This window comes from Shewanella sp. M-Br (assembly GCF_036245925.1).
Classification (GTDB): Bacteria; Pseudomonadota; Gammaproteobacteria; order Enterobacterales; family Shewanellaceae; genus Shewanella; species Shewanella oncorhynchi.
Genome location: NZ_BJBV01000006.1, coordinates 161,336 through 173,616, shown reverse-complemented (window position 1 = coordinate 173,616; position 12,281 = coordinate 161,336). Strand labels below are relative to the sequence as shown.

Below are 12,281 nucleotides of genomic sequence, written 5' to 3'. Positions count from 1 at the left end.
GTGTTATTTATTGTATCTCCTGTGTGTTTAACATTCGGATAATACACACAAAGTGAGTTGGAAATGCCAACTAGCGCATGTTTTTCATTAATGGTGCAACAAAAGAGTGAAATAGCGTTTGTCATAATCGGTTTTTTGATATAAGTTGGAAAAAATTCGGGCTTCCCTCAAAGGGACTGGTCAAAAATAGAGCGCAAAGTTAACGAAAGGTGAAAAGCGTTGCAAACAGGCAAACCCAACTTTATCAACTTATCGCAAACCCGTTTGCAGAACTTATCATCGACCCAAAAGAACATTCTATTAATGGGTAGTTTGTTGATGGGTGCTGCGATGTTGATACCGAATAATAACCATGTTACGCCAACTGCTCAGCGTATCCCTGTTGTTCTCGATATTGAAAATATTCTCCCTCAAGTTTCTGAACCTGAAGTCCTAGATCAAGCTGCACTCATTAATAATGCTCCCCAGTTTGAGCGAATTATCGTTTCCGGTGATACCTTAAGTGGGTTATTTTCCAAGGCGGGTGTTGATCAGCAGACTATGTATAAGGTTTTAGAAGCTGATTTAAACATTTTGGCACTTGATACCTTGTTACCTGGTAACAGAATGCAATTTTGGCTTGATAGTGAAGGCCAGTTACAAAAATTAGAACTTTATTTTAACGCTGCCCGCCAAGTGGTTTTTACGCGTTATGAAGACGGTAGTTTTAATGTTGAAGAAGTGAACGTTGAAGGTGTTTGGCAAAATCGAATTTTGACTGGCGATATTAAAGGTTCTTTCTACGTTTCAGCCCAAAAAATGGGCTTAGCCGCTGCAGATATTCAGCGAATTGAAGATTTACTCAAAGAAAAATTGAATTTTGCCCGTGATTTACGAGCTGGCGACAAATTCTCAGTTTTGGTAAATGATCAATATGTTGAAGGTGAACCGACGGGAAGTAGCCAAATTTTAGGCGTCAGTATTAAAAGTGGCCGTTCTGAAATTAGTGCATATCAATATTCTGATGGTAGTTATTATGATGCTAAAGGTCAGAGTTTAGTTCGGGCATTCCAACGTTATCCGTTAGCTAAACAACCGCGTATGAGTTCACGTTTTAACAGCCATCGCAAACACCCAATCACAGGGCGTATTTCTCCCCATAATGGAACAGACTTTTCTGTGCCGATCGGGACTAAAGTTGTTGCACCTGGTGATGGAATTGTCAGTTTAGTGACGGACCATCAGTTTGCTGGTAAGTATATTGTGATTGAACATGGTGGTAAGTACCGTACCCGTTACCTACATTTGTCTAAGGCGTTAGTGCGTAAAGGTCAACGTGTAACTCGCGGTCAAGTGATTGCTTTATCTGGTAATACAGGTCGTTCGACTGGCCCGCATTTGCATTATGAATTCCATATCAATGGTAAACCTGTTGATCCGTTGAAAGCCGATATTCCTATGTCGAGCAAGTTAGCGAATCAAGATTTACGCACATTCACTAATATGGTGAAGAGTCGTGAAGCTATAATGAACTTAGGTTAGCCAAACCTAAGCTAATAGAATTTATAGTATCAAAGTTTGAATAAACAATAGCACTGACTTTCTAGAAGAGTTTATCAATGCCGATGAAATGAAAATTTCATCGGCATTTTTGTTTCCACAATACTTATTATGGTAGACATTTTCCTGTTATCACGAGTACTGTTCGAGTTGTATAAAAGCTTAAAATTTGTTCGACTCGAAGTCGTGGCGATAAAACATAAGGGGATAAAATAGATAGGATCTTCAGTTAGAAGTGTTATAGCGAGTCATTCAAAAGGTTGTGAAGAGGAAAATTGTGCGGCTGAAGAGCTTATAACGTTTTTTATTAAGGACTGAACAGAGAACCCAATATGCAGTGCTAAATCGTGCCTATCAGCTTGCGTGGCGCCTTTGTATCACTTTTAATGCGCACTTGCACAATTTACCTTTTAATGCGGGACAGCCACCACAGGGTGATTTTTTAAAGGGACGTAATGCAAAGCTGTGTTCCGTGGGTAAAGGAGAAAGTCGAGTAATAATAGTCGATGAAAATGTCGCATCATTTGCGGCAATAAACTTAGCTTTCGCGAGTTTTAATTGTTTTTTGAGTGTTGATTTATTGCTATGGGCAAATTCTTGCTGAGCAATATGCTTAGAGAGTAATTGGGTGAGGTGCTTTCGTTGAGCCTTTTTATTCGTCAAAGATTTATCAGTCAGGGTGTTCAGACGAGATAAGGATGGAATCACTTTTCCTGAACTTGAAACAGATTTCGCCTGTGTTTTGAGTAACTTTTTAGCTTGTTTTTTACACCATTTGCTCAAAAGTTTATTGATATTCTGTTTCGTCATTGTCATTACTGAGTTCTCCTGCGTGAGATACTTCAGCATTCTAAATAAAAACTATTATCAGTCAAGTTTTGGGCGAAAAATATACGAAGGTTAGGTGTCGATTTTATCTGTAGAATAAGGGGATATGTTAGCGTCGATGCAAGTCAATAATAAGCGCAAATCAAATTCAAACTGGTGATAATCCGGCTCCATATGAGTACACAAATTGTAGAAAGCTTTGTTGTGATCTTTTTCTTTTAAATGGGCTAATTCGTGTACGACAACCATACGCAACAAAGGTTCTGGCACACGCTTTAAACGCGAAGAAATGCGAATTTCGTTCTTCGCTTTGATTTTATTGCCTTGAACTCGTGCTACGTAAGAATGCAAGCCAAGTGCATGATGGCTAATATTAATTTTGTCATCAAATATCACTTTTGAGAGTGGTGAGGACTGGCGTAAAAATTGATTTTTAATCGTCTGAGTATAGTCGTACAGCGCTTTATCGCTACGAACGCTATGTATGACAGGATGACGTTTCAGCAATAGCTTGGGTAATGTGCCAGCATCGAGATGTTGCTGTACCTGCTGTTGAATATCAAGGCTGTAACCGTTTAAGTACTTTAATGGATTCATAGAGGATTTAGCTCCGAATGACTTCGGAGCCTGAGTTCATCACATTACTTATACTTTGCCAAAAATTCGGCGATTTTGATGGGCATAAGCGGCTTCGAAAGCTAACTGCTGTACTTTTTTAAGATCTAAACTATCGAAATCAACTTGGGGGGGATTGCGCTTGTTTTGCTCTTTGATAGTGACAGGAGACAATAGACTGACAGGTAATTCCCCTAATTGAATGGCTGCTTCAAGTTTAAAGCTTGTCGCTGAACCCGCGAGTTTACCTTTTTGCTCACGTTCTATGATGACAACTTCATCAACGCGATAATCTTGCATAAGCTTATGAAAAGCGAAGTGAAACTCACGAATAGCTTCTGTGGTAGCAGATTGGGAAACGGTGAAAGACACCTTACGGCATTCTGGCACATTGAAGGTTTCACCTTCATAGCTCAATAAACTGATAATGGCTTCGCCACCTTTTAATTCAACACCACAAACTCTCATGTTACACCTTCAAAATATCGATAATAGCGCTATTGTAGCTGGAAATGACATGAGGATCAGTGTTTACCATGCGCTTTTGATTCGCTTGGCGACAGACTGATAATTTTAGTATGTCAATTTCCAGTATTAGATCATGCCTATGTGATTTGTATCAGAGATAATATCTGATGTTAAATCCACCGGCCTTTATGCATAAATTAGTTTTAAACTTCTTCAGTATCATTATCTTGTAGTAATTGTGCCGCAGCAGGTTTTCTACGCATAGGAGCATCGCCAACATCCACGCCCGTGATGAAACGTTTATCCCGCGACGGTGCTGGTGTGGTTGCTTTGGTTCTTTTGCTCTTACCTTTAGCAAGCTCCGCTTTAGCAACACGTTTTACTGGCGTTTGTTTAGCTTTGCTTTTTAGACCACTAAATTTAGCTTCTAGGCCTGGAATTGTGCTGATCTCAAAGGTTTTTCTGAGGAAGACTTGGACTTTCTTAAAGTTGTCCCAATCTTTTGGCCCGACGAGCGATATCGCATCACCTTTTGCGCCTGCACGACCAGTACGGCCGATACGATGCACGTATTCTTCGGCAAATTTAGGCATGTCGAAGTTAACGACCAAAGACACATTGAGCAAATCCAGACCACGAGAGGCGACATCGGTCGTCACTAGGACTTGTTGTTGGCCACGGGCAAATTGGTCCATGATTTGGTTGCGTGCGGCTTGCTTTAAATCACCGCTGAGTGCGGCGGTTGCAAAACCTTGCGCTGTTAATTTAGCAGCTAAGCGCTCTGTATCTGGGCGCGTCGCAGTAAAGATGATCACTTGTTTATGGGTTTCATCTTTGAGCAAACGGGCTAATAACGCTTCTTTATGGTCTAAGTGGTCACATAAAAAGATACGTTGATGAATATCATTATGCTCAGAGTGAGCCGCGCCAATCGCCACGTGCGCTGGATTTTTTAGTAATGTTGCTGCGATATCATTGATTTCGTCGTGATCTAACGTGGCAGAAAACATCAGCGTTTGACGGCGTTTATGATCTGCTGCATCGTTGATCGCTTTTAGTTGCGGTGCAAAGCCTAAATCCAACATGCGGTCGGCTTCATCGAGGACTAATAACTCTAAGCCATTGAGAAAAAGATGCTTCTGTTCTAAATGATCGGCGATACGGCCTGGAGTCGCGACAATAAAATGCGGTTCTTTCGCTAGGGCTTTGGCTTGGTCATTAAAGTTTTCCCCGCCCAGTACGCTGATGGCCTTGTATTGGGTGTTGGCGACAAGCAGGCGAAGCTGACTATAAACCTGATGCGCTAGTTCGCGGGTCGGTAATAAAATCAAGACTCTAGGATCACGTTTCGACAGTGAGCGGGTAGAAATGACTCTTTGCAATGCGGGTAACAAAAACGCTAAGGTTTTACCTGAGCCCGTTTTTGATGACGCCATTAAATCTTTACCTGCCAATGCGATAGGCAGTGCTTGTTCCTGGATGGCGGTGGGTTCTGTGATCCCCATATGTTTTATGCTTTGAAGCAGACGCTGGTCCAGAGAAAAATCGGTAAATTGCAAAGGTATATCCCCTAAATCTTAGTAAGGGCAGATTATAGCCTTAATCGCCCTTGCTCAGCTATCCACATCGGTGATTATCTCTGCTTCATGCACGGATTGATGTAGAAAGTGCGCCATTTATGCTCTGTTGATTGTATTTATTTACATTGGTATTACAACCTCTTAATTGTGTCGTTTTTACCTATTGACAGTGGATATGGCAGGATTTTACGTTATCGTGTACTGCATTGAGTTACAGGAGAAATGATTTATGGCTAACGGAACAATCCCTTCGGTAGGTATTGCCTTGGGTAGTGGGGCGGCGAAAGGTTGGGCACATATAGGTGTATTGAATGGTTTAGCTGCCATGGGTATTAAGCCCGATAAAGTGGCTGGATGTTCGGTGGGGGCTTTAGTGGGGGCCGCTTACGCCCATGATCATTTACCCGAGTTAGAAAAATGGGTGCGCGGTTTTTCTAGTTGGGACGTGCTTGGCTTGATGGATATTCGATGGCGTAAGGGCGGGCTTATCGGCGGAGACAAGGTGTTCGATGTGCTGCATGCACGTATAGGAGATGTGAATATTGAGAATCTCAATCGTCCCTTTGCAGCCGTCGCGACTGACTTATACTCTGGTCAGGAAATTTGGTTTACTGAAGGGGATTTACGGCAAGCGGTACGGGCCTCTTGCTCCATGCCGGGGATTTTAGCTCCTGTCAGACAAGGAGAACGCTGGTTAGTCGATGGTGCTGTGGTGAATCCTGTTCCTGTTTCGGTCAGCCGCGCCATGGGCGTTGATGTGGTGATTGCAGTGGATTTATATGGCTATCATTCTGGGCGTATCCAAGTGTTACCCGTGAATATGACCAGCCAAAGGACTGTCCAAGCTGAAATGGATATGCCAGCGCGACAAGAAACGGGCTTTATGGATTTATTCGCCCGTGGCCGAGATTATGTCAGCAACCTAACCGATAAGTTTTCACTCGGCACTAAATCGAATCCGGGGATGATTGCTGTGATGTCGCAATCTATGGGTATTTTAGAGCAAAGACATAAGCGGGCGCGGTTGATGGGCGATCCACCAGATATTTGTATTGTGCCAGAGGTGGGAAATATCGGCACTATGGAGTTTCACCGTGCTGATGAGGCGATTGCCGCCGGCGAAGCTGCGGTGGAGAAAGTCGCCCACTTGATTGAAGCAGCGCTCTGGAAGGGCTGATGAGGCAAAATGTAGAGTCAAAAGTTTTATATAGATAGCGTTTGATTGCCAGATAAACAAAAGTCGGTATCACTTTCGCGATACCGACTATTTGCTATCTCATATTGAGATGTTTATACCGCTTTGTTGGTGACTTAGGCTAGTTTTACCAACATTTTACCGCGATTCTTACCTTCAAATAGACCGATAAAAGCATCAGGTGCTTGTTCAAGCCCTTGATAAATTGTTTGTTCTGCTTTGACTTTGCCTTCCGCTAACCATTGAGCCATTTTTGCGGTGAACTCAGGATAATGCGCCCAATGTTCGGATACGATAAAACCTTCTAACTTGAGTTTTCGCATTACAATTAGGGCTAAGTTGTCTGGGCCAGGTGTTGGAGTTGTGTTGTTATATTGCGAAATCATACCGCAAACAGCGATACGTCCATGATCTTTCATATTGCTCAGCGCTGCGGCTAAATGCTCACCACCGACGTTCTCAAAATACACGTCAATTCCTTCTGGGGCGGCTTTTGTCAACGCTTGGGTGAGATTGCCACAAGTTTTGTAATTGATGACCGCATCAACACCATAACTTTTTAATAATTCAGCTTTTTCATCTGAACCGACAGAGGCTATTACACGAGCACCAATTAGTTTACCAATTTGGCAGGCTACGCTACCTACTGCGCCAGAGGCTGCGGAAACGAACAGTGTCTCACCCGCTTTTAAATCTGTAATGCGAGTCAGTCCTGTCCAAGCTGTCATGCCTGGCATTCCGAGTACGCCGAGGAAATGTGAATTATCAAGCGTAGTTAGTGGTAAAGCTGTCAGTCCTGCGGTATCTGTGACTGCGTGTTCACGCCAACCTAGCATGCTGCTGACTTTAGTACCAACCGGGAACTCGGTGTTTTTTGACGCGATAACTTCACCAATCGCACCGCCTTCTAAGACTTGATTTAAGGCGAAGGGCGGAACATAACTCTTGCGATCAACCATGCGCCCGCGCATGTAAGGGTCAACCGACATCCATAGATTTTTAATCAGCACTTGTCCATCAGCGAGCGGTGCTAACGCTTTATTTACTAAAGTAAAGTTCTGTGCTGTAGGCATGCCTTCTGGGCGATTAGCTAGATGGATTTCACGGGTTTCAGTCATACTCTTCATAAAAACTCACCTTTTGTTTGTGCGCAAACTAATGATGTTTACTCTACGTGGCTTTAAGATTGAATGCAAATAGTTTGCGCGCAAACTAGATGGGGTGGGACAGATCGGATAAGATAGCGTTATGTTTAAATGACAGGCGCTTAAACGTGCAGAATTGCTTACCTCAACCTGAGCTAGACGCTACAAAACAGACTCATAGCCAAGCTTCTAGCGATCCACTCTGTTTATCCGATAATGTTTGTTTCGCGTTATATTCTGCGAGCAATGCATTAGTGCGCGCTTATCGGCCTTTACTCGAGGCATACGAGTTAACTTTTCCTCAATATCTGGTGATGCAAACCCTGTGGCGTCAAAATGGCTGTAGCCAAACCCAGCTATCAATGGCGACTAAACTCGATATGGGAACCCTAACGCCAATCGTCAAGCGGTTAGAGGTAAAAGGCTTGATCACGCGTTTGGCCTGCGTTGAAGATGAGCGGAAAAAATTGATCACTCTGACGGCTCAGGGAGAGGCGATTAAGCATGAAGCTCTAGCCTTGAAGCAAACTTTGCTGAATAAAGTGCAGATGGATTTCGAGGCACTCGATTTATTGAGGCGGCAATGTCTTGCCCTTATTGAAGATTTACAGTCCTAGAGATAAAGCTGCTGGTGCTGTTCGCTACCCGAGAATTCAGGTTCTGCAAAGATTAATACTTGATTGGCTTAGTTTTTGCTTTAAAACCGTCATTGAGTCTTAGACGCCGAATTTTTGACGATGAATTCTATTTTAAATGCCTTTAATCTTAATCGCAGCAGTGCCAGTATCGCCGATGCTTATGGTGCCAATAGCCAAAAGACGAGCACGGCTAAAACCGATACTACGACAGAAACAAATAAAACGCAGACGGATGCTTCCAAACCCGATAACGGTAAAACCGATGAGATAGCGCTGTCGCCAAGGGCGCAACGCGCACAGAAAATTCAATCGATGGCGAAGGATTTTTTTGCCGATGGTCAATTTGGCGTCGCCGATATTCCCGCATTGGTGTCGCGCTTACAAAAAGATGGCATTTTATCGGATGTGCAACTCGAGCGTTTATCGAAAAACGGTATTACAGTGCCGAGCACAACAACGCCGACTAAACAATCGTTGCAAGATTTTTTAGATGATGAAATCAAGTCATTAGCTAAAAAATCACCTAATAATCCTCTTATCAATACCTTAGTTGATGCTAAAAACGTCTTAACCAATATGGATGATGCTCAGTCGCCGGTGCTAGCCCAGAAGGCCACGAAAGTCCTTAGCCAATTGACAGATTATTTGAATTCTGAACCTCCGCTTACGGATGCTCAAAAGCAGCAGTGGCAGGGGCTAAAATCTATGATGCAACTCGCTTCATCTATGGGGTCACATCAATCTGCATCGGGCCAACTCAGTAGTTATCTTGCGCTTGCTAAACGTTAATTCACATCCATAGTGCGTGATAAACATAAATTGTCACGCATTCAACTAGCTGGGTTTAATCAGCAGGTCAAGGCGCAATTTTCAGATAATTGGGCCTAGCTGCAGTTCTGGTTTGTTCTTTTATTTCATCCTAAAAACTATGATCTGGATCATGGACGCTTCATCGTTGTTGTAGCCTAATGCTCTACATATTGTGTTTTATGCTTTTAAAATCACTAGATGTAGTGTTAATTTTTAGGCGAGATGGAGAGGAACTGAACAATGCCAGTCGTAATTAAGCGTGATGGTTGCCGCACACCTTTTGATGAAACAAGGATAAGGGATGCAGTGAATGCCGCTGCAAACTCAGTTGGAATAGAGGATGGCGACTATGCAGCGACAGTGGCAGCGTGTATCAGTCAGAGCGTCGCGCCATTAGCTGAAGTCGATATCCACCATCTACAAGATGCGGTTGAGAATTTACTGATGGAAGGGCCGTACAAGTCCCTGGCGCGGGTGTATATCGAATACCGCCACGACAGAGATGTGTGCCGTGAGGCGACCAGTAAACTCAACCTCGAAATCCGTGGTTTAGTTGAGCAAAGCAATGCGGCTTTGCTCAATGAAAATGCTAATAAAGATTCAAAAGTCATTCCTACTCAGCGGGATTTACTCGCGGGCATAGTAGCCAAACATTACGCCAAGAGTCATATTTTGCCAAAGGATGTGGTCGCTGCCCATGAAGCGGGCGAGATCCATTACCACGACCTAGATTACTCTCCGTTTTTCCCGATGTTTAACTGCATGTTGATTGATTTAGCTGGCATGTTGACCCACGGCTTTAAAATGGGTAATGCCGAAATTGAAACCCCTAAGTCTATTTCAACAGCGACAGCAGTGACCGCGCAGATCATTGCCCAAGTGGCGAGTCATATCTATGGCGGCACAACTATCAACCGTATTGATGAAGTGTTAGCGCCATTTGTCGCTAAGAGCTACGACAAGCATTACCAAATTGCCCTGAATTGGAAGATCACCGATGCCAAAGCCTTTGCTACGGCACAAACTGAAAAAGAATGTCACGATGCATTCCAGTCTTTGGAATATGAGGTCAATACCTTACACACTGCCAATGGCCAAACACCGTTCGTGACCTTTGGGTTTGGTTTAGGTACGTCATGGGAATCACGCTTAATTCAGCAATCTATGCTCAAAGTGCGGATGGCGGGATTGGGTAAAAATCGCAAGACTGCAGTATTCCCTAAGCTAGTGTTTGCGATTCGCGATGGTATTAATCATAAAGCGGGCGATTGCAATTACGATGTAAAACAGATGGCGCTCAAATGCGCAACAATGCGCATGTATCCCGACATCCTCAACTACGAGCAAGTCGAGAAAGTGACCGGTTCATTTAAAACCCCAATGGGCTGCCGTAGCTTTTTAGGCACCTATGAAGAAAATGGCGAGCTTGTGCATGAAGGGCGCAATAATTTGGGAGTGGTCAGTTTAAACCTGCCGCGGATTGCCTTAGAAGCCAATGGCGATGAGACTGAGTTTTATCGTATTTTAGATGACAGATTAGTATTAGCCCGTAAAGCACTGGATACCCGTATTGAGCGACTGAACGGTGTTAAAGCCCGCGTGGCACCTATCCTCTATATGGAAGGCGCCTGTGGTGTACGCTTGCGCGCAGATGATGATGTGGCGCAAATCTTTAAAAATGGCCGCGCTTCGATTTCACTCGGTTACATTGGACTGCATGAAACTATGAATGCACTCTATGGTCCCCAAACCCATGTCTTTGATGATGCACAATTAAGGGAAAAAGCCGTTGCTATTGTAGCTTATCTTAAAGCGGCTACCGATGCGTGGAAGGCTGAAACAGGTTATGGCTTTAGTCTGTATAGCACGCCAAGTGAGAGTCTTTGCAGCCGTTTTTGTAAACTGGATGCGAAGCAATTTGGCCTAGTCACAGGTGTGACGGACAAGGGCTATTACACTAATAGTTTCCACCTCGATGTGGAAAAAAGCGTAAATCCTTACGATAAAATTGATTTTGAACAGCCATATCCCGCTATCGCGAACGGCGGCTTTATTTGTTATGGCGAATATCCCAATATGCAGCATAACCTCGAAGCGCTGGAAAACGTCTGGGATTATAGCTACAGCCGCGTGCCTTACTATGGCACTAACACGCCAATTGATGAATGCTACGACTGTGGCTTTACCGGCGAATTTAGTTGTACCAGTAAAGGGTTCACTTGCCCTAAGTGTGGCAATCATGAGCCTAGTCGGGTTTCTGTGACGCGCCGTGTGTGCGGTTACTTAGGCAGTCCTGATGCGCGGCCCTTTAATTATGGCAAGCAAGAAGAAGTAAAACGCAGGATCAAACACTTGTAACACTATTACCTTATTTTGCCTGTTAGACTTATTCCGTGGCATCACGTGGCATCACGTGGCATCAATGGTGCCATGGGGTAAATACCAATGTTAAAAGTTGAAATGCACTGTGAGTGACCATCAATGAATTACCATCAATATTTCCCTATCGATGTGGTCAATGGCCCAGGTACCCGTGCGACCTTGTTTGTTTCTGGCTGTGAGCACCAGTGCCGCGGTTGTTACAACCAAAGCACGTGGGATCCCCGTTCTGGGCATGTGTTTGATAGGACGATGGAAGATAGGATTATTGCCGATCTCAATGATCAGCGGATTGTGCGCCGTGGTTTATCGCTTTCGGGCGGCGATCCTTTATTGCCTGTCAATCTCAGTGCCATTTTGACGCTCGTCAAACGAGTCAAGGCTGAGTGTAAGGGGAAGGATATTTGGCTGTGGACAGGTTATGTGCTCGATGAGTTGAGTGATGAACAGCGCGCCGTGTTGGCCTATATTGATGTGCTGGTGGACGGAAAATTTGAACAAAGTCTTGCCGATCCGAGTCTCGTGTTTCGCGGTAGCAGCAATCAGATCATTCGTTTGTTATAAAAGCGGTAACGAGGATCTGTAACTTGCTGCTATAATCTCAGGCCTTGACACAGACGCTAGCATAATCAGGCTAAGATTTTACTGTGGCTAACTTAGGTAATTTAAGGTAACAGAATGAATTTAAAGCAAGAACTGCAGCAGCTTAACGATAAATTAGATAAATTTCGTCGTAAACTTGCTGCGGCTGAACAAAGAGGCGATGACGTCATTATTGCCCAGTTCAAACGCGAAATCGCTGCGGTCACTAAGCAAATCGGCAGTGTGAAAGGGCAACAAACCCGCTTATTGAATAAGCAAGGGTCAGATATCAAAGGTTTGCCTTTCCATCGTGCTTTGACAAAAGCGGAACAAGCAGACATGGGCAAACTGAAAAAGTCTGTCAAAGGGCTTGTGGTAATCCACCCTATGACGGCTATCGGCCGTGAAATGGGGCTAACGGAAGTTACTGGATACGCTCCCGCAAAATTTTAATGTGGGATTGGATGTCACTGGCACGGGATCGAGTGACGATCGCGTGTTT

General features: G+C 44.0%; 12 protein-coding genes. 7 read left to right on the top strand and 5 right to left on the bottom strand.

Annotation, left to right across the window (positions count from 1 at the left end; translation table 11 throughout):
• The first annotated feature begins 219 nt into the window (after positions 1-219).
• A complete protein-coding gene (locus AAA952_RS06905) occupies positions 220-1,521 on the top strand; it encodes a peptidoglycan DD-metalloendopeptidase family protein (RefSeq protein ID WP_338255547.1) in 1,302 nt (433 codons plus the stop codon).
• Positions 1,522-1,893: 372 nt separating this feature from the next.
• Here the strand turns inward: AAA952_RS06905 and AAA952_RS06900 are convergent, their stop codons facing one another.
• The 4 genes from AAA952_RS06900 to AAA952_RS06885 all read right to left on the bottom strand — a co-directional run bounded on the left by AAA952_RS06900 (position 1,894) and on the right by AAA952_RS06885 (position 5,009).
• A complete protein-coding gene (locus AAA952_RS06900; protein ID WP_338255614.1) occupies positions 1,894-2,349 on the bottom strand; it encodes a hypothetical protein in 456 nt (151 codons plus the stop codon).
• A 90-nt stretch (positions 2,350-2,439) separates the two neighbouring features.
• Positions 2,440-2,964: a M48 family metallopeptidase gene (locus AAA952_RS06895; protein ID WP_263166774.1), complete on the bottom strand. Its 525-nt coding sequence runs from the start codon at positions 2,962-2,964 to the stop codon at positions 2,440-2,442.
• Between the two features lie 48 nt (positions 2,965-3,012).
• Positions 3,013-3,450 carry a DUF3010 family protein gene (locus AAA952_RS06890; protein WP_028760422.1) on the bottom strand — a complete coding sequence of 146 codons (438 nt, stop codon included), beginning with the start codon at positions 3,448-3,450 and terminating at the stop codon, positions 3,013-3,015.
• Between the two features lie 203 nt (positions 3,451-3,653).
• Positions 3,654-5,009 carry a DEAD/DEAH box helicase gene (locus AAA952_RS06885; protein ID WP_113938824.1) on the bottom strand — a complete coding sequence of 452 codons (1,356 nt, stop codon included), beginning with the start codon at positions 5,007-5,009 and terminating at the stop codon, positions 3,654-3,656.
• 250 nt (positions 5,010-5,259) lie between these two features.
• Between AAA952_RS06885 and rssA the strand changes: the two genes are divergently transcribed.
• Positions 5,260-6,207, top strand: coding sequence for a patatin-like phospholipase RssA (gene rssA / locus AAA952_RS06880; protein WP_338255543.1), 948 nt, complete (start codon positions 5,260-5,262; stop codon positions 6,205-6,207).
• Positions 6,208-6,341: 134 nt separating this feature from the next.
• Here the strand turns inward: rssA and AAA952_RS06875 are convergent, their stop codons facing one another.
• A complete protein-coding gene (locus AAA952_RS06875; RefSeq protein WP_113938823.1) occupies positions 6,342-7,352 on the bottom strand; it encodes an NADP-dependent oxidoreductase in 1,011 nt (336 codons plus the stop codon).
• 146 nt (positions 7,353-7,498) lie between these two features.
• On the opposite strand from AAA952_RS06875, the gene AAA952_RS06870 reads away from it, so the two are divergent.
• From AAA952_RS06870 to AAA952_RS06850, 5 genes are all read left to right on the top strand, one after another.
• Complete coding sequence (locus tag AAA952_RS06870) at positions 7,499-7,987, top strand: MarR family winged helix-turn-helix transcriptional regulator (RefSeq protein ID WP_338255541.1); 489 nt, start codon at positions 7,499-7,501, stop codon at positions 7,985-7,987.
• A gap of 120 nt (positions 7,988-8,107) precedes the next feature.
• Complete coding sequence (locus AAA952_RS06865) at positions 8,108-8,797, top strand: hypothetical protein (RefSeq protein ID WP_338255539.1); 690 nt, start codon at positions 8,108-8,110, stop codon at positions 8,795-8,797.
• A gap of 261 nt (positions 8,798-9,058) precedes the next feature.
• Complete coding sequence (gene nrdD / locus AAA952_RS06860) at positions 9,059-11,176, top strand: anaerobic ribonucleoside-triphosphate reductase (RefSeq protein ID WP_219252154.1); 2,118 nt, start codon at positions 9,059-9,061, stop codon at positions 11,174-11,176.
• Between the two features lie 123 nt (positions 11,177-11,299).
• Positions 11,300-11,761, top strand: a complete 462-nt coding sequence (nrdG, locus tag AAA952_RS06855) for an anaerobic ribonucleoside-triphosphate reductase-activating protein (RefSeq protein ID WP_105252903.1) — start codon at positions 11,300-11,302, stop codon at positions 11,759-11,761.
• A gap of 114 nt (positions 11,762-11,875) precedes the next feature.
• Entirely contained in the window at positions 11,876-12,232 is a 357-nt protein-coding gene (locus AAA952_RS06850; RefSeq protein ID WP_028760414.1) for a YibL family ribosome-associated protein, read from the top strand.
• The last annotated feature ends 49 nt before the right edge of the window (positions 12,233-12,281 follow it).